This is a genomic window from Phenylobacterium sp., assembly GCF_016793225.1.
Classification (GTDB): domain Bacteria; phylum Pseudomonadota; class Alphaproteobacteria; order Caulobacterales; family Caulobacteraceae; genus Phenylobacterium.
In genome coordinates this window covers 1-17,658 of sequence record NZ_JAEUMN010000058.1, presented here as the reverse complement: position 1 = coordinate 17,658, position 17,658 = coordinate 1, and the positions used below count along the sequence as shown (strand labels likewise).

20 protein-coding genes are annotated in these 17,658 nt (G+C 73.0%); 10 read left to right on the top strand and 10 right to left on the bottom strand.

Translation table 11 applies throughout. The features are described from left to right. Nucleotides 1-117 precede the first annotated feature (117 nt). Nucleotides 118-1,089, top strand: coding sequence for a TraB/GumN family protein (locus tag JNK30_RS06800; RefSeq protein ID WP_293481303.1), 972 nt, complete (start codon nucleotides 118-120; stop codon nucleotides 1,087-1,089). A gap of 7 nt (nucleotides 1,090-1,096) precedes the next feature. On the opposite strand, the gene JNK30_RS06795 is transcribed toward JNK30_RS06800, so the two are convergent. The 3 genes from JNK30_RS06795 to JNK30_RS06785 are packed head-to-tail and all read right to left on the bottom strand — an operon-like array spanning nucleotide 1,097 to nucleotide 4,025. Further along, complete coding sequence (locus JNK30_RS06795; RefSeq protein ID WP_293481302.1) at nucleotides 1,097-1,882, bottom strand: DUF1080 domain-containing protein; 786 nt, start codon at nucleotides 1,880-1,882, stop codon at nucleotides 1,097-1,099. Then, nucleotides 1,879-3,273 carry a Gfo/Idh/MocA family oxidoreductase gene (locus JNK30_RS06790; protein ID WP_293481301.1) on the bottom strand — a complete coding sequence of 465 codons (1,395 nt, stop codon included), beginning with the start codon at nucleotides 3,271-3,273 and terminating at the stop codon, nucleotides 1,879-1,881. Before JNK30_RS06790 ends, JNK30_RS06795 begins: the two co-directional genes overlap by 4 nt. A 59-nt stretch (nucleotides 3,274-3,332) precedes the next feature. Then, complete coding sequence (locus JNK30_RS06785; RefSeq protein ID WP_293481300.1) at nucleotides 3,333-4,025, bottom strand: TetR/AcrR family transcriptional regulator; 693 nt, start codon at nucleotides 4,023-4,025, stop codon at nucleotides 3,333-3,335. A gap of 108 nt (nucleotides 4,026-4,133) precedes the next feature. Between JNK30_RS06785 and JNK30_RS06780 the strand changes: the two genes are divergently transcribed. From JNK30_RS06780 to JNK30_RS06765, 4 genes are all read left to right on the top strand, one after another. Continuing rightward, on the top strand, nucleotides 4,134-5,210 hold the full coding sequence (locus JNK30_RS06780) for an efflux RND transporter periplasmic adaptor subunit (protein WP_293481299.1): 1,077 nt from the start codon (nucleotides 4,134-4,136) through the stop codon (nucleotides 5,208-5,210). After that, nucleotides 5,210-6,466, top strand: coding sequence for an FtsX-like permease family protein (locus tag JNK30_RS06775; RefSeq protein ID WP_293481298.1), 1,257 nt, complete (start codon nucleotides 5,210-5,212; stop codon nucleotides 6,464-6,466). Before JNK30_RS06780 ends, JNK30_RS06775 begins: the two co-directional genes overlap by 1 nt. Next, nucleotides 6,463-7,140, top strand: coding sequence for an ABC transporter ATP-binding protein (locus tag JNK30_RS06770; protein ID WP_293481297.1), 678 nt, complete (start codon nucleotides 6,463-6,465; stop codon nucleotides 7,138-7,140). The genes JNK30_RS06775 and JNK30_RS06770 overlap by 4 nt, the downstream gene beginning before the upstream one ends. Nucleotides 7,141-7,239: 99 nt before the next feature. Next, nucleotides 7,240-7,617 carry an STAS domain-containing protein gene (locus tag JNK30_RS06765; RefSeq protein WP_293481296.1) on the top strand — a complete coding sequence of 126 codons (378 nt, stop codon included), beginning with the start codon at nucleotides 7,240-7,242 and terminating at the stop codon, nucleotides 7,615-7,617. A 76-nt stretch (nucleotides 7,618-7,693) separates the two neighbouring features. On the opposite strand, the gene argS is transcribed toward JNK30_RS06765, so the two are convergent. The 3 genes from argS to JNK30_RS06750 form a co-directional block, all read right to left on the bottom strand. Next, nucleotides 7,694-9,478, bottom strand: coding sequence for an arginine--tRNA ligase (gene argS, locus JNK30_RS06760; protein WP_293481295.1), 1,785 nt, complete (start codon nucleotides 9,476-9,478; stop codon nucleotides 7,694-7,696). Continuing rightward, nucleotides 9,475-10,158 carry a Tat pathway signal sequence domain protein gene (locus tag JNK30_RS06755; RefSeq protein WP_293481294.1) on the bottom strand — a complete coding sequence of 228 codons (684 nt, stop codon included), beginning with the start codon at nucleotides 10,156-10,158 and terminating at the stop codon, nucleotides 9,475-9,477. The genes argS and JNK30_RS06755 overlap by 4 nt, the downstream gene beginning before the upstream one ends. A gap of 103 nt (nucleotides 10,159-10,261) precedes the next feature. Beyond that, nucleotides 10,262-10,813, bottom strand: a complete 552-nt coding sequence (locus JNK30_RS06750; protein WP_293481293.1) for a hypothetical protein — start codon at nucleotides 10,811-10,813, stop codon at nucleotides 10,262-10,264. Nucleotides 10,814-10,948: 135 nt separating this feature from the next. Here JNK30_RS06750 and ispH point away from each other — a divergent pair, with 135 nt between their 5' ends. Continuing rightward, nucleotides 10,949-11,890: a 4-hydroxy-3-methylbut-2-enyl diphosphate reductase gene (gene ispH, locus JNK30_RS06745; RefSeq protein ID WP_293481292.1), complete on the top strand. Its 942-nt coding sequence runs from the start codon at nucleotides 10,949-10,951 to the stop codon at nucleotides 11,888-11,890. Here the strand turns inward: ispH and JNK30_RS06740 are convergent. Both JNK30_RS06740 and JNK30_RS06735 read right to left on the bottom strand, forming a co-directional pair. After that, complete coding sequence (locus tag JNK30_RS06740; protein ID WP_293481291.1) at nucleotides 11,887-12,285, bottom strand: type II toxin-antitoxin system death-on-curing family toxin; 399 nt, start codon at nucleotides 12,283-12,285, stop codon at nucleotides 11,887-11,889. The genes ispH and JNK30_RS06740 overlap by 4 nt on opposite strands. A 2-nt stretch (nucleotides 12,286-12,287) precedes the next feature. Further along, nucleotides 12,288-12,515 (bottom strand): hypothetical protein, encoded by a 228-nt coding sequence (locus tag JNK30_RS06735; protein ID WP_293481290.1) that lies wholly within the window; start codon nucleotides 12,513-12,515, stop codon nucleotides 12,288-12,290. 95 nt (nucleotides 12,516-12,610) lie between these two features. Between JNK30_RS06735 and thrB the strand changes: the two genes are divergently transcribed. The 4 genes from thrB (at nucleotide 12,611) to JNK30_RS06715 (ending at nucleotide 15,258) form a co-directional block, all read left to right on the top strand. Next, nucleotides 12,611-13,576 (top strand): homoserine kinase, encoded by a 966-nt coding sequence (thrB, locus tag JNK30_RS06730; RefSeq protein WP_293481289.1) that lies wholly within the window; start codon nucleotides 12,611-12,613, stop codon nucleotides 13,574-13,576. After that, nucleotides 13,573-14,025 (top strand): ribonuclease HI, encoded by a 453-nt coding sequence (rnhA, locus tag JNK30_RS06725; protein WP_293481288.1) that lies wholly within the window; start codon nucleotides 13,573-13,575, stop codon nucleotides 14,023-14,025. The genes thrB and rnhA overlap by 4 nt, the downstream gene beginning before the upstream one ends. Nucleotides 14,026-14,088: 63 nt before the next feature. Continuing rightward, nucleotides 14,089-14,535 (top strand): MarR family transcriptional regulator, encoded by a 447-nt coding sequence (locus JNK30_RS06720; protein WP_293481287.1) that lies wholly within the window; start codon nucleotides 14,089-14,091, stop codon nucleotides 14,533-14,535. Between the two features lie 21 nt (nucleotides 14,536-14,556). Then, nucleotides 14,557-15,258, top strand: coding sequence for a hypothetical protein (locus tag JNK30_RS06715; RefSeq protein WP_293481286.1), 702 nt, complete (start codon nucleotides 14,557-14,559; stop codon nucleotides 15,256-15,258). A gap of 172 nt (nucleotides 15,259-15,430) precedes the next feature. On the opposite strand, the gene JNK30_RS06710 is transcribed toward JNK30_RS06715, so the two are convergent. Further along, nucleotides 15,431-16,282 carry a tetratricopeptide repeat protein gene (locus JNK30_RS06710; protein WP_293481285.1) on the bottom strand — a complete coding sequence of 284 codons (852 nt, stop codon included), beginning with the start codon at nucleotides 16,280-16,282 and terminating at the stop codon, nucleotides 15,431-15,433. 7 nt (nucleotides 16,283-16,289) lie between these two features. Further along, the coding region (locus tag JNK30_RS06705; RefSeq protein WP_293481284.1) for a M20/M25/M40 family metallo-hydrolase at nucleotides 16,290-17,658 on the bottom strand (1,369 nt) is incomplete at its 5' end.

The following is a 17,658-nucleotide window of genomic DNA, read 5'->3' as shown; positions in this document are numbered from 1 at the left end:
CGGGGTCCGGCCCGGGTCGATTCGCGACAGCCCTGCGCCGTTCGGGAGCAGGGCGCGGGCGGTCAAGGTTTCGCCGCAGAGGGCGCCGAAGGTCGGGGGCTTTCCGGGGGGACCTGCATGACGATCGCACGCGCTCTTGTGGGGGCCCTGGCGCTGGGGCTGGCCCTGGCGGGGCCGGCGGCGGCGCAGGGGCGGCTGGAGGACCCCGAGGCCGTCATCGTCGCCGAGCTGGTGGTGCAGGCGAAGGAGCCGGGGCCCGCCTGGTGGCGGGTGGAGGACGACGACACCACGGTCTGGATCCTGGGCATGCCCGACAGCGACCTGCCGGCCGGGACCGCCTGGGACCGGCGGTTCGTGGACCGGCGTCTGAAGGGCGCGAACAGCCTGATCGTGGGGACCCGCATCGGGCTGTCGGGGCGGCTGCGCGACGTGCCGCTGATCCTGCGCACCGTCAACCAGATGAAGAGCAAGACGCCGCTGGAGGAGACGCTGCCCGAGCCGCTGCGGTCGCGCTTCGTGGCGGCGCGCGAACGGGTGGGCCAGCCGGCGGGGCGCTATTCCGGGTGGAAGGGGCTGGTGGCCGGGATGCGGCTGGCCGAGGACGCGCGGGGCAAGGGGGCGGTGGCGGTGACCTCGTCGATCCTGCGCCAGGCCAAGCGCGAGAAGGTGAAGGCGGTGGACCCGGCGCGCTACCAGATCGCGCCGTTCCTGAAGCAGGCCACGGGCAGCCTGACGCCGGCGCTGCACCAGCAGTGCCTGGAGGAGGCCGTGCGCGACGTGGAGGCCGGGCGGCGGGGGCGCGACGCGGCGGCGGCCCGGGCCTGGACGCGGGGCGACGTGGCCGGCGCGCTGACCGCGCCGCGCAACTTCCAGAAGTGCGTGCTGCTGATCGGCGGCGGGGGCGAGCTGTGGCGCCGCGCGATCCAGGACCAGGCCGACGCCATCGCCGCGGCGCTGCAGCGGCCGGGCCACTCGGTGGCGCTGGTGAGCCTGCGGCCCCTGCTGGCGCAGGGCGGGGTGGCCGAACGGCTGGAGGCGCGGGGGCTGGAGGTGATCGGGCCCGGCGGCGAGGCGGAGTCGGACTCCTGACGGCGGCTCAGGGCAGCTCGCGGACCCAGATGTTGCGGAAGCTGATCGGCGGGCTGGGGTCGCCGTGGGCCTGCAGCTTGATCGGCGCGGGGCCATGGGCGCGGTACTTCGGCTTGCCGATGAACACCGTCTCGCCGGCGAGGACGGCGTCGTTCTGGACCAGCACGCCGTTCATCAGGGCGGTGACGCGGGCGGGGGACTTCAGCGCGCCGTCGGGGCCGAACACCGGCGCCGTCCAGACCACGTCGAACGTCTGCCACTGGCCTGGCGGGCGGGACGGGTTGGCCAGCGGCGGATGCTGCTTGTAGATCGCGCCCGCCTGGCCGTTGACGTAGGTCTCGTTGCGCCAGCTGTCGAGGATCTGCAGCTCGTAGCCGCCGTCGCCGCGGCCGGTGGAGGCCAGGAACAGCCCCGAGTTGCCGCGCGCTTGGCCCTCGCCGGTGATGTCGGCGGGCGTGCGCCATTCCAGGTGGAGCTGGAAGTTGCGGAAGGCGCGGCGGGTCTGGATGTTGCCGGCCGGCTTGACGACGGTGAGGACGCCGTCGGCCACGGCCCAGCGGGCGGGCGCGCCGTCGCGCACCGAAACCCACTCCGAGAGGTCGCGGCCGTCGAACAGGACGATGGCGTCGGACGGCGGCGGGGCGGGCTGGACCGGGCCGGGGCCGGCGTCGACGACGGGCGGCTTCGGCGTCCACTGCTCGGTGTCCTGCGGCTTCATGACCTGGGCCCAGCAGGCCGCCGCGGCGCCCAGCGCGGCGGCGGCGGCGAGGGCGACGGCGAGCCGCCGCCTCAAAGCTCCCAGCCCTTGCGATAGTTGCGCGTGAGCCAGCGGTTGGCCTCCGCGGCGTTGGTGACGCGGCCCGCGGCGCCGTCCCACTCGATCGCCCGGCCGGCCAGCAGGGAGACCACGCCCAGCATCATCGTCTCGTTCAGGGGCACGGCGTCGGCGAAGGGGCAGGAGATGGCCTCCTCGCCCGTGACGGCGCGGACGAAGTTGAGCTCGTGCCCCTGCAGGCCGCCGGCGATGCGGGGCAGGGTCTTCGGGACCTGGGCGGCGGCCTCCTTCAGGCCCTCGCCGATGAGGATCGGCCGCTCGCCGTAGGTCTCGTGCATCAGCATCCCGCGCGAGCCCAGGAACAGCACGCCGCCGTCCGGGCTCATGATGAGGTTGGACGGGAAGCCCGGCGGCGTGGGCGGCAGGAGGCCGCCGTCGTACCAGGTGAGCCGCAGGCCGCCGGCGAAGTCGAAGCGCGAGACGGTGGCCAGCGGGAAGCCCGAGATCTGGGCGGGCCGGCGCGTGCTCCACAGGCTGTCGCCGCCGGGCCAGCGGGTGTGGCGGGTCTCGACGCGGGTCGGCAGTCCCGGCTGCAGCGCCCAGATCGGGAAGTCGATGAGGTGGGCGCCCATGTCGCCTAGGGCGCCGGACCCGAACGGGACCCAGCCGCGCCAGTTGAAGTGCGCGTAGTCCGGGTGATAGCCCCAGTCGACGTCGGCGGGGCCGAGCCACAGGTCCCAGTCGAGCGTCGGCGGCGCGGGCTGGGCGGCCGGGCGCGGAATCCCCTGCGGCCAGACCGGACGGTTGGTCCACACCAGCACCTCGCGCACGTCGCCGATGATCCCGGCGCGGACCAGCTCGACCACGCGGCGGCCGTCGTCGCCGGAGTGGCCCTGGTTGCCCATCTGGGTGATGAGCTTCGGGTTGCGCCGGGCGAGGTCGAGCAGCAGCCGGCCCTCGTTCACCGACCAGGTGAGCGGCTTCTGGACGTAGACGTGCAGGCCGCGCTCCATGGCCAGCTTCGCGGCCACGGCGTGGTGGTGGTCGGGCGTGGCGATGACGACGGCGTCGAGGTCCTTGGCGCGGGCGTCGAGCATGCGGCGGTAGTCGGCGTGGCGCTCGGCCTTGTCGTAGGCGGCCTTGAGGTCGGTGCGGTCGGCCCGCAGCTTGCCGTCGCGGTCGAGCAGCGAGCGGGCGACCCGGTCGAAGTCGACGTCGCAGGCGGCGACGATGTTGTGGCCGGTGAGCCGGGCCATGTTCGAGGCGCCCTGGCCGCCGGCGCCGATCACCGCGAGGTTGACCTTCTGCCCCGGCTTCAGCCGGCGGGCGGCGAGCGCGGGCCCGGCGAGGCTGGCGGCCGCGGCGGCGCCGAGGAGGCCCCGGCGTGTGATGTGGTGACCGTTGCGCATGCCGCCCCCTGGCTTCCCGACCGCGGCATTTGGCTCCGCCGCGCCGCGGGGCGCAAGCGTCAGGCGAACACGGCCAGGATGGCGCGGACGAAGCCGGGCTCGACGAGGCGCACCGAGCCGGGCGGCACGCCCAGCAGGCGGTCGAGGACCGCGGCCTCGTCCTGCAGCCGGGTCTCGAGGAGGGCGGTGGCGGTGTCGAGGTCGCCCCGCTCGGCCGCCGAGATGGCCTCGACGGCGACGGTCATGCGGCCATCGCCGAGGTTCAGGAAGATCTCGGCCAGCAGCGTGGGCGAGACGGGGTCGAAGACGCCCTCGCGGACCCCCTCGCGGACCATGTCGACGATCACCGGGATGGTCACGCGGCCCATGGTGGCCAGGATGCGGCGGTTCAGGAGGACGTTCTCTGCGCGCAGGATGGCCTGGAAGACCGCCTTCAGGAGCGGCGCCTGCTCGATCTTCCACTGCGCGCCCTGGGCGATGAAGGCGTTGAGGCGGGCGAGCGCGTCGAGCGTGGGGTCCTCGAGGATCGGGGCGGCGTCCTCGATCACGCGGGCGGCCACGCGCTCGGCCAGGGCGTCGAGCAGCGCCTCCTTGGAGTCGAAGTAGTGGTAGAAGGCGCCCTTCGACAGGCCGGCCATCTCGATGATGTCGTTGACCGTCGCCGCCTCGTATCCGCGCGAGAAGAAGAGGGCCTGGGCGCAGTCCAGGAACTGGGTCCGGCGCGCCTGCGGCGGAAGCTTGATCCGTGTCATGGCGTGCGGGCGGTCCCCGGAGGAGGGTCGGTGTCGGACGCTCCGATTTAACTGGCAAACCGACCGTCGGTCTACTACGGATTCCGCCGATCACGGGAGGGCTTCGCGATGGCGGTCCTTGATCTGCAGGCGCGGCGGCAGCCGGGGGGTCCCGAACCGGAAGCGCCGCCGGCGCGTCGGCGGCGGAATCTGCCGTGGCGGCGCGGCCTCCTCGCCCTGGCCGTGGCGGCGGCCGCCGGCTACGGCGGCTGGCGCGCGCTGCAGCCGGTGGAGGTGGCCACGGCGGCGGTGAGCGTCGGACCCGCGGTGGACGCGGTCTATGCCTCGGGCGTGGTGGAGTACGTGCGCCAGGCGCGCATCGCGCCGGTGGTGACGGCGCCGATCCGCCGGGTGCTGGTCGAGGAAGGCCAGGCGGTGCGCGCCGGCCAGCCGCTGGCCGAGCTGGAGGACGGCCCGCAGGAGGGCTCGGCCCTGCAGCTGGAGGCGCAGGCCGGCCTCGCGCGGGCCGTGGCCGCGCGGCAGGCGCGGCTGCAGGCGGCCGGTTTCGGCGCCCGTGCCGTGTACGAGGACGCCCAGGCCCAGGCGCGGGCGGCGGACGCTGCGGCGCGCAGCGCGCGGGCCCGGCTCGCGGACTACCGGCTGACGGCCCCCTTCGCCGGTCACGTGATCCGCCGGGACGCCGAGCCGGGCGACCTGGCCAGCGTGGGCCGGCCGATGTTCGTCGTCGCCGACACCGCCACGCTCCGGATCACCGCGGACATCGACGAGCGCGACGTGGGACGCCTCGCGGTGGGCCAGGACGCCGTCGTGCGGTCCGACTCCTTCCCCGGCCGCACCTTCGCCGCGCGGATCGCCGAGGTGACGCCGCAGGGCGACTCGGCGGGGCGCACGTTCCGGGCCCGGCTGGCGCTCCCGGCCGGCAGCGCGCTGCGGCCGGGCATGACGGTGGAGTCGAACCTGGTCACCGGACGCCGCGAGCGGGCGGTGCTGGCGCCGGCGTCGGCCGTGCGCGACGGCGGCGTCTGGATCATCGAGGACGGCCGCGCGCGCCGCCGCGCCGTGCAGACCGGCGCGCAGGGCCCCGAGCGCACCGAGATCGTTTCGGGCCTGAAGCCCGGCGACCGGGTGATCGTGTCGCCGCCCGAGGGCCTGAAGGACGGCGCGCGGGTGAAGGCCGGGGGCTGATGGGCGGTCTGCTCACCCTCGCCGATATCGCGCTTGCGCACCTGATCGTGCGCGTACGCCAGACCATCGTGGCGACGCTGGGCGTCGCCGTGGGCGTGGGCTTCTTCCTGGCCGTCTCGGGGATGATGGTCGGATCGGAGAACGACTTCGTCCGCACGCTGATCGACTCGGCGCCGCACATCATCGTCCGCGACGAGCAGCGGACGGGCGCGCGCCAGCCGGCGCTCGACGCCTGGCCGGGCGGCGCGGTGGAGGTGCGCGGGATCAAGCCGGAGGAGGAGGTCCGCGGGCTCAAGGACTGGCCCGCCATGCTGGCCGACGCCCGGGCGCTGCCGGGGGCGATCGCCGCGCCTTCGCTGTCCGGCGCCGTGACGGTGCGCTTCGCCGGGCGCACCGAGCCGGTGGCCCTGAACGGGATCGATCCGCGGCTCGAGGGCAAGCTGGCCAAGATCGAGGTCAGCCTGGTCGGCGGACGGCTCGCCGACCTGGAGGCGCGCCCCGACGGCATCATCGTCACCCGGCCGCTCGCGGATCGGGTGGGGGCCAAGCTGGGCGACACCCTGCTGGTGGCGTCCTCGGCGGGCGTGACCCAGCGGATGCGGATCCTGGCGCTGGTGGAGCCCGACGCCATCGCGGGCTTCTACGCCGGCGACAACACCGCCTACGGCCTGCTGCGCACCGCCCAGGTGCTGTTCGCGCGCCCGAACGTCGTGAACCAGCTGCACGTGAAGCTGGCCGACCCCGACGCCGCCGACGCAACCGCCGCGCGGCTCGAAGGGCGCTGGGGATACAAGTGGGAGTCCTGGCAGGAGCGCTCGCGCGACCTCCTGAACCTGCTGGTGGCGCGCAAGGTCGTCCTCTACGCGGTGATGTCGGCGATCCTGCTGGTGGCGAGCTTCGGAATCTACACGGGGGTCTCGTCCAGCGTGGCCGACAAGCGGCGCGACATCGCGATCCTGCGCGCCATGGGCTTCACCGAGCAGGACGTGCAGAGCATCTTCCTGATCGAGGGGATGGTGGTGGGGGCCATCGGGGCGATGGCCGGCTTCGCCCTGGGCACGGCCCTGCTCGAGGCCATCGCGCGCGCGCCGCTGACCGTCCAGGGCAAGCCGCTGGTGCTGCCGCTCGATCGCAGCGCCCAGCAGTACATGATCGCCGGCGCCGCCTGCATGGGCGCGGCCCTGGTGGCGGCGTGGCTGCCGGCGCGGCGCGCGGCCCTGGTCGATCCGGTGGACATCCTGCGGGGGGCGGCGTGACCGCGCTGCTCGCCGTCCGCCAGGTGTCCCGCACGCTGGTTGACCCCGAGCCGGTGTCGCTGTTGCGCGACGTTTCGCTGGTGGTGGAGCGAGGCGAGTTCGTGGCCATCGTCGGACCCTCCGGCTGCGGCAAGTCCTCGCTGCTCTACCTGCTGGGCCTCCTGGACCGGCCCACCACCGGCAGCGTGACGATCGACGGCGAGGCCACCGACGACCTGTCGGAGGCCCAGCGGACGCACCTGCGCCTGGCGCGGATCGGCTTCGTCTTCCAGTTCCACTTCCTGCTGCCGGAGCTGACCGCCCTGGGCAACGTCGCGCTGCCGATGCGCCGCGCGGGCGTCGGCCGGGCCCAGGCCGAGGCGCGGGCGGGCGAACTGCTCGCCAAGCTGGGCATCGCGGGCGAGGGCTGGAAGCGGCCCGACCGCATGTCGGGCGGCCAGCGCCAGCGGGTGGCGATCGCGCGTGCGCTCGCCAACGACCCTGTTCTGATCCTTGGCGACGAGCCGACCGGCAACCTGGATTCCGTCAACTCGACGCGCGTGGTGGAAGAGTTCCGCCGGCTGGCGCACGAGGAGGGGCGCGGCGTGGTGTGCGTCACCCACGACCGCGAAGTGGCGGACGCCGCGGACCGCCGGATCCACATGCTGGACGGCCGCATCGAGCGGGAGGACTGACCGCGCGCCGCGCGCGCCGCCGAAAAAGGCTTAACCTTGACGCATCCGCGGATGTGCGGCCTCCGTAACTCCGTCCGGGGCAACGCGTGGGGGACGCGGATGGGATGGCGCAAGCTGAGCGGCGCGGATCACTCCGTGGTCGAGGTGGAAGGCTGCCTGGAGCAAGCCGACTGCGCCGCGTTCAGCGCCTTCCTGGCCGGCGCCGCCGCCGAAGCCGCCGCCGCGGGCGAGGAGCTCGAGATCGATCTCTCGGGGCTGCAGGAAATCTCGTCGCATGGGCTCCGCGCGCTCGCCAGCGCCCAGCGCCAGTGGCGCCGCATCGTGCTGACCTGTCCCGAGGGCCGGGTCCGCGAGATCCTCACCATCAGCCGGATGGACAGCGTGTTCCGTATCCAGGCCCCGTCGATCGCGTTCATCGGCCCGGCGAAGCCGTCTCCGCGCGCCGCGGACGAGGCCGAGGGCGCGCGGGGGAGCTGAGGCGTCCCGCCCAGGGCGCGGGGTCCTGAAGCCGGCCGGCTTCGGGTCCTGAACGGACCGCGTACGCCGCGCCCGGCTACATCCGGTCCGGGACCGCGATGCCCAGGAGATCCAGCGCGAGCTCGAGCTGGCGAAGCGTGGCCGAGGCCAGGGTGAGGCGGCTGCCGCGCGTGGCCGAGTCGGGCGCCTGCAGGATCGGGCAGGCGGCGTAGAACTTCGAATAGGCCTGCGCCAGCCGGTAGGCGTGCTCGGCCAGGATGTTGGGCGCCTTCCTGTCGTAGGCGTCGGCCAGCGCCGTCTCGAAGGCGTCCAGCGACATCACAAGGTCGCGCTCGGTGGGTTGGCCGACGGCGACGGGGCCGGCCCGCACGGACTCGCCGGCGGCGCGCCGCAGCAGGCTCTTCACGCGGACCGCCTGGTACAGCAGGTACGGGCCGGTCTTGCCCTCGAAGCTCGAAAAGCGGTCCAGGTCGAAGACGTAGCTGGTGCCGCGGAAGTTCTGCAGGTCCGCGAACTTGAGGGCGGCGACGGCCACCTTCCCGGCGATGTCCTCGAACTCGGCCTCGGAGACGTCCTCGCCGAGGCCGGCCTCGTTCAGCCGCTCGCGCGCCTTGGCGCGGGTCATCTCGATAAGGTCGTTCAATTTCAAAACACCGCCTTCGCGGGTCTTGAAGGGCTTGCCGTCCGGGCCGTTCATGGTGCCGAAGCCGACGTGCTCGAGCTGGCCCTCGGCGGCGTAGCCCGCCAGGCAGGCGGCCCGGAAGACGATCTCGAAGTGATCGGCCTGCCGCTGGTCGACGCAGTAGATCACCTGGTCGAAGCCGAAGCCCTGCTTGCGGTCGAGGATGGTGGCGAGGTCGGTGGTGCCGTACATGGCCGACCCCTCGGAGGACACCACGAGCAGGGGCGGCAACTCGCGCTTGTCGCCCTCGCGGGCCACCCGGATGATCCGCGCGCCCTGGTCGTCCACCAGCAGGCCCTTGGCGTCGAGGTCGGCGACCATCGGCGCGATGAGGTGATCGACGTCGCTCTCGCCCTTCCACCAGTCGAAGTCCACGCCAAGGGCATGGAAATCGCGCTCGAGCGCTACCTGGGTGACGTCGTGGAACTGCCGCCACAGGAGGTAGCAGCCGGGCTTGTGGGCCTGCAGGTCGGCGGTGAGCTTGCGGGCCCGATCGCGGTAGGCGGGGTCTTCCTTCCCCCGCGCCGCCGCCATGGGGTAGAGGCGGTCCAGATCGGCCAGGGTGATGCCGCGGAACGCCTCCGGGATCTCGGCGCCGGGATCGCCAGCAGCGTTGAGCTGTTCGACCAGGGCGGCGATCGCGGCGTTCTCGTCGCAGACGGCGCCGATGAGGAGCCCCATCTGGTAGCCCCAGTCGCCGAAGTGGGCGTCCCCGACGACCTCGTCGCCGCGGAAGCGGTAGAGGCGCTTCAGGCTCTCGCCGATGATCGAGGCGCGCAGGTGGCCCACGTGCATGGGCTTGGCCACGTTGGGGCCGCCGTAGTCGACGATCACGCGGCGCGGGTGAGCCACGGTCCCGGCGCCGGCCCGCGGGTCCTCGGCGATGGCGTCGGCGCGGGCCGACAGCGCCGCATCGGCCACCTTCAGGTTGATGAAGCCGGGGCCGGCGATCTCGACGCCGGCCAGGCGGGGATCGGCCTTCAGGCGGTCCGCCACGGCTGACGCGATGTCGCGGGGATTGCGGCCCAGGCGCTTGGCCGCCGCCAGGGCGCCGTTGGACTGGAAGTCGGCCAGGTCGGGCCGGTCCGAGGCCGTGACGCGGGCGAGGTCGGCAGGCACGCCTTCGGCGGCGAAGGCGGCGGCCACCGCTTCGCCCAAGGCGGTCTTGAGATCGATCATGGGGTCTGCTGGGCGCTCGCGGTCTGGCCGACGTTCACCCGGAAGCGCTTGCCGTCACGGTTGAAGGCCGCCATCTGCGGCGTGACGTCGAAGCCCACGAGGACTTCGAAGTTCGAGCCCGAGACGGCGATGCCGGCGCGCGGAATGGTGATCGAGGCGATGGTCTCGGTGACGTAGACGCGGTCCTCGCCCTCGGGGAACGTCACGGGCAGGTCGAACGTCTCCTTGGCGATCACGTCGCGGTTCCGGTCGGTGACGGCCACCCAGTACTTGAAGGTCTTCTGCCGGCCCTCGGCCTGGGGGCCTTTGCCGAGCTCGAAGAGGACCTCCATGGTGACCTCGATCGGCTGTTCGTCCTTGTAGGAGCAGCCGGCGGAGATGCCCTGGATCTCGCCCGAGAAGCCGACGGCCGAGGAGGCCTCGCGGCCGTCCTTGAACTCGACGTACCGGGCCGCGTCGTAGAGCGACTTCACGAACGGGCAGGGGCCGGCGTTGCGCAGCTGCGGCAGCGGCGCCTGGACGTCGCCCCACTCCTCGCGCTGGCGCCGCTTCTTGGCGGCCTCCTCCTGCTGCTTGCGGGCCTGTTCCTCGGGGTCGCGGCGGCCTTGCGCGAAGGAAGCGGCCGGGGCGGCGGTGAAGGCCGCCAGAACGGCGGCGGCGAGGAGCATCTGGCGGCGCATGGAGGCGTCCAATCGTCAGGCCCGCGCCGGGGCGCGCGGGGATCAGGGGCTAAGTACAGCGGGAACAATGCGGCGGCAACGCGGCTGCGGCGAGGTCGCCGCCTCACGTCGCCCGCGAAGCGGCGTCGCGGCGGAAGAGGAGGGCCGCCAGCAGCCAGCCCGCGGTGAACACGGCCGTCGCGACCAGCACCTCCGGCGCCCAGGCCGGGGCCCCGGCGAGCGCGGCCACGACCGGCGCGGCGACCTGGACGCCCGCCGCGACCGCCAGGGTCCGGGCAAGGCCCGCGGGCCGAAGCCGCGACAGCGCAGCCCCGGCCAGGATCACGGCCGGGATGGCCAGGTAGAGCCGGTTGGCGGCGAGGTCCTCGCTGCCGATCACGCCGACCGCGCCGTTGACCGCCGTCAGCAGGACCACGAGGCCGAGGGTGAGCGCCGCGCCGATCCGGTAGCCGAGGCTGGACCCCGCGCGCACCGCCAGCTCGACGCCGAGGGCGGCGAACAGGAGGAGGCCGCCCAGGACCGCGAAGTCGAACGGCGTCCAGGCGACCTGGTCGGTGACCTGCATCGCCACGAGCGGGGCGAGGAGGATCAGCGTCCCGCCGCCCCAGACCGCCAGCCGCCAGCGGCCGCCGCCGCGTTCCGCCCTGATCTCCATGCTCGGTTCCTCACGCACGCCGGAAGTCGCGCACTCTGCCACGGGGCGGCCCGGAGCGTATGCGCGCGGGATGGAGAAAGCGTGCAGGCGCGGCGGCGCTGGCGGATCGGGGTCCGGCGCACTAGGTTCCGCGCCATGTCCGCGCCGCGCTCCCTGACCGTCCTCCTCGCCAGCCCGCGGGGGTTCTGCGCCGGGGTGGACCGGGCGATCCAGATCGTGGAGCGGGCGATCGGCAAGTACGGCGCGCCCGTCTATGTGCGCCACGAGATCGTGCACAACCGCCACGTGGTCGAGCGGCTGAAGGCGCTGGGCGCGGTGTTCGTGGAGGAGCTGTCGGAGTGTCCCGCCGACCGGCCGGTGGTGTTTTCCGCCCACGGGGTGCCGAAGTCGGTGCCGGCCGAGGCGAAGGCGCGGTCGATGCTCTACCTCGACGCCACGTGTCCCCTGGTCTCGAAGGTTCACGTGGAGGCGCAGCGGCACTTCGACGCCGGCCGCGAGATCGTGCTGATCGGGCACGCCGGCCATCCCGAGGTGGTGGGAACGATGGGCCAGCTGCCCGAGGGGGCCGTGGCCCTCATCGAGACCGTGGAGGACGCCCGCGCCTTCCAGCCGCGCGATCCGGGCAACGTGGCCTTCGTGACCCAGACGACCCTGTCGGTGGACGACACCAGCGAGATCGTGGCGGCGCTGCGGGCGCGGTTTCCCGACATCGCGGCGCCGCACAAGGAGGACATCTGCTACGCCACCACCAACCGGCAGGAAGCGGTCAAGGCGATCGCGGCGCGGTCCGAGGTGCTGCTGGTGATCGGCAGCGCGAACTCCTCGAACTCGGTGCGGCTGGCGGAGGTGGGGCGGCGCGCGGGCGCCCGCGCCTACCTGATCGACGACGCCTCGGCGCTGGACCTGGCCTGGCTGGACGGCGTGCGGACCGTGGGCGTCACGGCGGGCGCCTCGGCGCCGGAAGTCCTGGTGCAGGGCGTGATCGACAGGCTGGCCGGCGCGTTCGAGGTCAGCCTCGAAGAGGCCGCCGCGGCCCGCGAGACGGTGACGTTCAAGCTGCCGCGGGCGGTGGCTTAGGCGCGGAGAGGACCGATCGTCCGAGGGACCAACCAGTCCCGCAGTTGATCGATTGTCGTTTCGCCCCGCGCGACGCCGAGCATGATCTCCGTGGCGTCATCGGGCGTTGCGACGAGAACGACGCCGTTGTCTGCCAGAAACTGACCCAGGGCGATGAACGCCACCCGCTTGTTGCCATCGATGAAGGGGTGGTTCGACGCGATGGCGACCGCGTAGGTTGCTGCCAGGGCGAGAATATCCAGCGAGTTCTCGTAGTGGAATCGCTGCTGAGGCCGAGACAGCGCCGACGCGAGAAGGCCGGCGTCGCGCGAACCGAAAGCGCCCCCGCTCGCGGCCACGATGTCCTGGTAGAGGGCCAGGATGAGCGCCTCATCCAGCCAGACAGGCTCGGACACGGCTACTTGGCCAGCGCCTGGAACGTCTTGTCATACCGCTTCAGAAACGCGCGGCCTCGGGCCCTTCTCGCCTCGAACGACATGTCCAGGCGTCCGATCGTGAGCTGGCCTTCTGCCGAGACCTCGAATCCCACATCCTGGCCTGGAACGGCTCCGAGCAGTTCCTGTGCCTCGGCGTTGAGCAGGATGGCGAGACCCTTCTCGGTCTCCTCGATCTTCAGGACGATCATAGGGCCTCCGAAATCTCACCCTAGCATGGGCTAGGTCCGTCGTCTCTCGTGGGGCGCGCTTGACCCGACCGCCGACCTGCCGCACTCCCCGCGCCATGGCGGTCTATACCGACGTCACCGACGAAGAGCTCGCGGGGCTGCTGGCCGATTTCGACATCGGCCAGGCGACGGCGTTCAAGGGTATCGCCGAGGGCGTGTCGAACTCGAACTTCCTGCTCGAGACCGACCGGGGCCGCTACATCCTGACCGTCTACGAGGCCCGCACGAACCCCGACGACCTGCCGTTCTTCCTCGAGCTGATGCGCTGGCTGGCGCGTCACGGGTACCCGTCGGCCGAGCCGGTGGCCGACCGCGAGGGGCGGCTCGTCAGGCGTGTGCGCGGCAAGCCCTGCGCCATCATCGGCTTCCTGGCGGGGCTCTCCGTACGGCGGCCGACCGTGGCGCACTGCCGTGAGGCGGGGATCGGCCTGGCCGACCTGCACCTGGCCGGGAACGGCTTCCCGATGCGCCGGGACAACGACCTGGGCCAGCCGGCGTGGGCGGGCATGTTCGCCGACCTCCACGGCGACGCCGAGACGCTGAAGCCCGGCCTGGCGGCGACCATCGACGCCGACCTCGCCTCGCTGGCCGCGCGCTGGCCCAGGGGGCTGCCGCAGGGCGTGATCCACGCCGACTACTTCCCCGACAACGTGTTCTTCACCGGCGGCCGCTTCGCCGGGGCGATCGACTTCTATTTCGCCTGCACCGACGCACTGGCCTACGACGTGGCGGTGGCGCTGAACGCCTGGTGCTTCGAGGCCGACGGCAGCTTCAACATCACCTCGGCCCGGGCGCTGCTGGCCGGCTACGAGAGCCGGCGGCCGCTGTCGGACGCCGAACGGGCGGCGTTGCCGGTCATGGCGCACGGCGCGGCGATGCGCTTCTTCCTGACCCGGCTGCAGGACTGGCATTCCACGCCGGCCGGGGCGCTGGTGAAGGCCAAGGACCCACTGGAGTACGAGCGCAAGCTGGCGGTGCATCGCGCCTCGCCCGACCTGGTGCTCTTCGGCGCGCCCGCATGACGCCGGGCGTGGTGATCTACACCGACGGCGCCTGCTCGGGGAATCCGGGCCCGGGCGGCTGGGGGGCGATCCTGATCCACGGGACGACCGAGAAGGAGCTCTCGGGCGGGGAGCTGTCGACCACGAACAACCGCATGGAGCTGATGGCGGCGATCCAGGCGCTCGAGGCGCTGAAGCGCCCCTGCCAGGTGGAGCTGCACACCGACAGCCAGTACGTCCAGAAGGGCATCCACGAGTGGATCCACAGCTGGAAGCGGCGCGGCTGGAAGACCGCCGACAACAAGCCGGTCAAGAACGACGACCTCTGGCGGCGCCTTGACGAAGCGCGGCTGCGACACGACGTGAAGTGGCGGTGGGTCAAGGGCCACGCCGGCCACGAGCTCAACGAGCGGGCGGATGCGCTCGCCCGGCGGGGCTTGAAGGACACGGTCGAGGCCTCGGCGGGCTGATCGTTCAATCTTGAACTTTCTCGGTCCAGCCGTACGCTCGCCGTGTGATTCGGGGAGCACGGTATGGTCGCCGTCATCGAGGAACATCCGGAAGTCCAGGTCTTCGACGAGATCAGCCTGATCGAGCATGGCGTGCGCACGGCCATCACCCGCGCGCTGCCGGTGGGCCTGAGCTATCCGCAGTACGAGGTGCTGAACCTGATCGCACGCCGCGGGGAGGACCTGACCCCGGCGCAGATCTCCGACGCGCTGAAGATGACGCCCGGCGCGATCACCAATACGCTGCAGCGGCTCGAGGCGACGCGGCTCATCTCGGTGGAGCCCTGCCCGCGGGACCGCCGGCGCAAGCGGGTGCGGCTGACGGCGGGCGGGCGCGAAGCCTACAACCGCGCCATGGCCGCCATCCGGCCCAAGGTGGAGAAGCTCCGCGAGGGCTTCACGCAGAAGGAGTTCCGTGAGGCGCTGCCGTTCCTGCGGGCGCTGCGGGTCTGGATGAACGAGCTGGCGTAAGGAGCCCTTCCGTGTGCCGCGTTGAGTGACCCGCGCGTCCTGACCTTCCGCTGTCCCCCGGAGCTCGCGGCGCTTCTGCCGCCGCCGGTGGCGGCCGCCCAGGGGCTGCCCGACTGGATCCGCACGATGCCGGCGCAGGCGTTCTCGGCGCTGGCGGGCGAGCCGGCGGACACGGTGAAGCGCTGCCCGCCGTTCCTGGACGCCATGACCGGCGGCTTCCTGATCCCGCTGTGGTGCGACGTTCGCGTCGAGGCGGGCGAGTTCGAGTGGGACGTGGAGCTTCCGGCCGGCTCGGTGGACTTCCCCCGGGCGCCGATCGCCATGCACGAGCCCGGCAACGTGGCGGGGACGCCGCTGTTCGACGAGGACCGGGCGGCGATCAAGTTCCACAACCAGTGGACCATCGAGGCGCCCGAGGGCTACGCGCTGCTGTTCACGCATCCGGTCAACCGCTTCGACCTGCCGTTCACGACCCTGACCGGGCTGGTGGACTGCGACCGCTACCGCGACGCCTGGATCCACTTCCCGGCGGTCTGGCGCGACCCCGAGTTCCGCGGCGTCCTGCGCAAGGGCACGCCGGTGGCGCAGGTGTTCCCGGTGCGGCGCGAGGCCTGGACCGCGCGGACCGAGGTGATGACGGCCGACGACGGCGCGCGGGCCCAGGCGCTGCTGGCCGAGGTGCGCCGCGAGGGCGGCGTCTATCGCCGGCGGTTCAGGGCGTAGGGTCAGACTCAACAGCGATTTGCATACCTTCCGACCGTCCCGGCGAACGCCGGGACCCAGATCCACGCACGAGATCTTGGTTGGAGGGGCTCCGGACCCACGGAACCCGCATCCGAGCCATTCCATCTGGATCCCGGCCTTCGCCGGGATGACCGGGTCTTGAGGCCAAACCCTAGCCCGTCGCCAGATGCCGCGCGGCGGCGCTGGGGCGGAGGAACGCGCGGCCGCGCGGCGTGGCGGCGAGCGCGGCCGCGGCGAGGGCGGCGGGCTGGTCGCCGGCGCGGGCCACCCTGCGCAGTTCGGCTTCGCCCGCGGCGCGGTCGCCCGTCTCCAGCAGGCACTTGGCGAGCGCGATGCGCAGCAGCAGGTCCGCCGGGTGGGCGCGGAGCGCGAGGCGGTAGAGGTCAGCCGCCCTGGCGTGTTCGCCCTGCAGCGCCAGGGTGCGGGCCAGCCCGATGACCGCGTCGGGACGCTCCGGCGCCGCAGCGTGCACCGCCTCGAACAGCCGGCGGGCGGCGGCGCGGTCGTTCTGGTCCAGCCGGACGTGGCCGAGCCCCACCTTCAGGACCAGGGCGTCGGGGACGAGGGCCAGGCCCTCCCCGAAGACCGCGGCGGCCTCGTCGAGACGTCCCCGGTTGCGCAGCAGGTCGCCCAGTTCGAGGAAGGCGACGGGGTAGGCGGGCCGGCGGGTCACGGCCTCGCGCAGGCGCGCCGCCGCCTCGTCGGCCCGGCCCAGGTCCAGGAGCGCGCGGCCTAGCAGGGTCTCCAAGGCGGGATCGGCCGTGCGCCGGGCGACCGGGGCCAGGGCGCCGAGCGCAGCCTCCGGCCGGCCCTGCCGGAGCACCGCCTGGCCGAAGAGCTGGGCGGCGCGCACATGGCCGCGGTTCGACTTCAGCACATAGCCCGCGAGATGCTCGGCGTCGGCCAGCCGCCCCTCGGCCAGCGCCGCCATGGCGCCCTCCAGCGCCTGGTCGATGGTCGCCGGCCGCGGCGGCGGGGCAGGGGCGCCGGGGGCGGGGCTCACGCGGCGGCTAGTCCCGCGCCTCGGCGTACATCTTCACCAGCCGGTAGCTGAACTCGCGCCCTTCCATCAGCGACTGGACGCGGATGTTCTCGTTCAGGCCGTGGATCCGGCCGAGGTCGGGCTCGTAGAAGATGCCGGAGACGCCGTAGGTGGGGATGCCGACGGCGATCAGGGCCGGCGCATCGGTGCCGCCGGCCTGGAGGATCGGCACCACCGGGACGCCGGGCCACATCTGCTGCGACACCTTCTCGATCGGGCCCAGGACCTGGGGCGTCAGCGGCGGGGCGCCCACGTCGCTGCGGGCCGGGTTGGCGGGCGGGGCGATGACGGCGACCTGCGGGTCGGCGACGGCCTGGGCCAGCGCCTCGCGGATGCCGGCCGCCGTGTCGCCGGGGAACAGGCGGCAGTTGACCGTGACGGTGGCGCGCTGGGGCAGCGCGTTCGCCGCATGCCCGCCCGACAGCATGGTGGGGATGCAGGTGGTGCCCAGGATGGCGTTGTGGTTGGCGTCGCGGCTCAGCACGGCGCGCGCGGCAGGGTCGGTAGGGTTGGCGACGATGGCGGCCATGGCGGCGCCCGTCTCGCCCCCGGTCACCTTGGACATCCGCGTGAAGTAGGCGCGGGTGGTGTCGTTGAGCTGGACGGGGAACTGGTGCTGAGACAGCCGGTCGATGGCGCGGGAAAGGCGGTAGATGGCGTTCTCGGGCACGGGCCGCGAGGAGTGGCCGCCGGGGTTCGTCACCTCCAGCCGATAGCTGACCGAGCGCTTCTCGCCGGCCTGGATGTTGTGCACCACGCGCTTGCCGGCCGCGTCGAGGCCGCCGCCCGCGCCCTCGTTGAGCGCGAACGCCGCGTCGATCAGTTCGCGACGGTTCTGGGCCAGCCAGAGGGCCCCGTTGACGTGGCCGCCGCCCTCCTCGCCGCAGGTGAGCGCGACCTTGACGCCCCGGCGCGGCTGGTAGCCCTCGCGCTTGAAGCGCACGAGCAGGTCGGTCCAGATCGCCGCCTGGGCTTTGTCGTCCGAGGCGCCGCGCCCGTAGAAGTAGCCGTTCTCCTCGACCAGCTTGAACGGGTCGCGCTCCCAGTCCTCGCGCCTGGCTTCCACGACGTCGATGTGGGCCAGCAGCAGGATGGCCTTGGCCTTGGGGTCCTTGCCCGGAAGCACGGCCACCAGGCCGCCGTCCTTGGGCCGGCCCTCGGGGGCGAACACGGTGAGCTGGCTGTCGGCGAAGCCCGCCGCCTTCAGCCGGTCGGCCATGCGCTGGGCCGCCAGGGTGCAGTCGCCCGCGGAGAAGGTGGTGTTGGTCTCGACGAGCTCCTTGTAGAGGGCGCGGAACTCGGCCTCGCCGGTGTCCACGGGCGTCTTCGCCGTGGCG

Coding starts and splice junctions, on each gene's coding strand:
- JNK30_RS06755 (WP_293481294.1), bottom strand. CDS start 10,158: ATGCGCCGCCAGATGCTCCTCGCCGCCGCCGTTCTGGCGGCCTTCACC.
- thrB (WP_293481289.1), top strand. CDS start 12,611: ATGGCGGTCTATACCGACGTCACCGACGAAGAGCTCGCGGGGCTGCTG.
- JNK30_RS06790 (WP_293481301.1), bottom strand. CDS start 3,273: ATGCGCAACGGTCACCACATCACACGCCGGGGCCTCCTCGGCGCCGCC.
- JNK30_RS06780 (WP_293481299.1), top strand. CDS start 4,134: ATGGCGGTCCTTGATCTGCAGGCGCGGCGGCAGCCGGGGGGTCCCGAA.
- JNK30_RS06775 (WP_293481298.1), top strand. CDS start 5,210: ATGGGCGGTCTGCTCACCCTCGCCGATATCGCGCTTGCGCACCTGATC.
- JNK30_RS06750 (WP_293481293.1), bottom strand. CDS start 10,813: ATGGAGATCAGGGCGGAACGCGGCGGCGGCCGCTGGCGGCTGGCGGTC.
- ispH (WP_293481292.1), top strand. CDS start 10,949: ATGTCCGCGCCGCGCTCCCTGACCGTCCTCCTCGCCAGCCCGCGGGGG.
- JNK30_RS06735 (WP_293481290.1), bottom strand. CDS start 12,515: ATGATCGTCCTGAAGATCGAGGAGACCGAGAAGGGTCTCGCCATCCTG.
- rnhA (WP_293481288.1), top strand. CDS start 13,573: ATGACGCCGGGCGTGGTGATCTACACCGACGGCGCCTGCTCGGGGAAT.
- JNK30_RS06800 (WP_293481303.1), top strand. CDS start 118: ATGACGATCGCACGCGCTCTTGTGGGGGCCCTGGCGCTGGGGCTGGCC.
- JNK30_RS06765 (WP_293481296.1), top strand. CDS start 7,240: ATGGGATGGCGCAAGCTGAGCGGCGCGGATCACTCCGTGGTCGAGGTG.
- JNK30_RS06785 (WP_293481300.1), bottom strand. CDS start 4,025: ATGACACGGATCAAGCTTCCGCCGCAGGCGCGCCGGACCCAGTTCCTG.
- argS (WP_293481295.1), bottom strand. CDS start 9,478: ATGATCGATCTCAAGACCGCCTTGGGCGAAGCGGTGGCCGCCGCCTTC.
- JNK30_RS06720 (WP_293481287.1), top strand. CDS start 14,089: ATGGTCGCCGTCATCGAGGAACATCCGGAAGTCCAGGTCTTCGACGAG.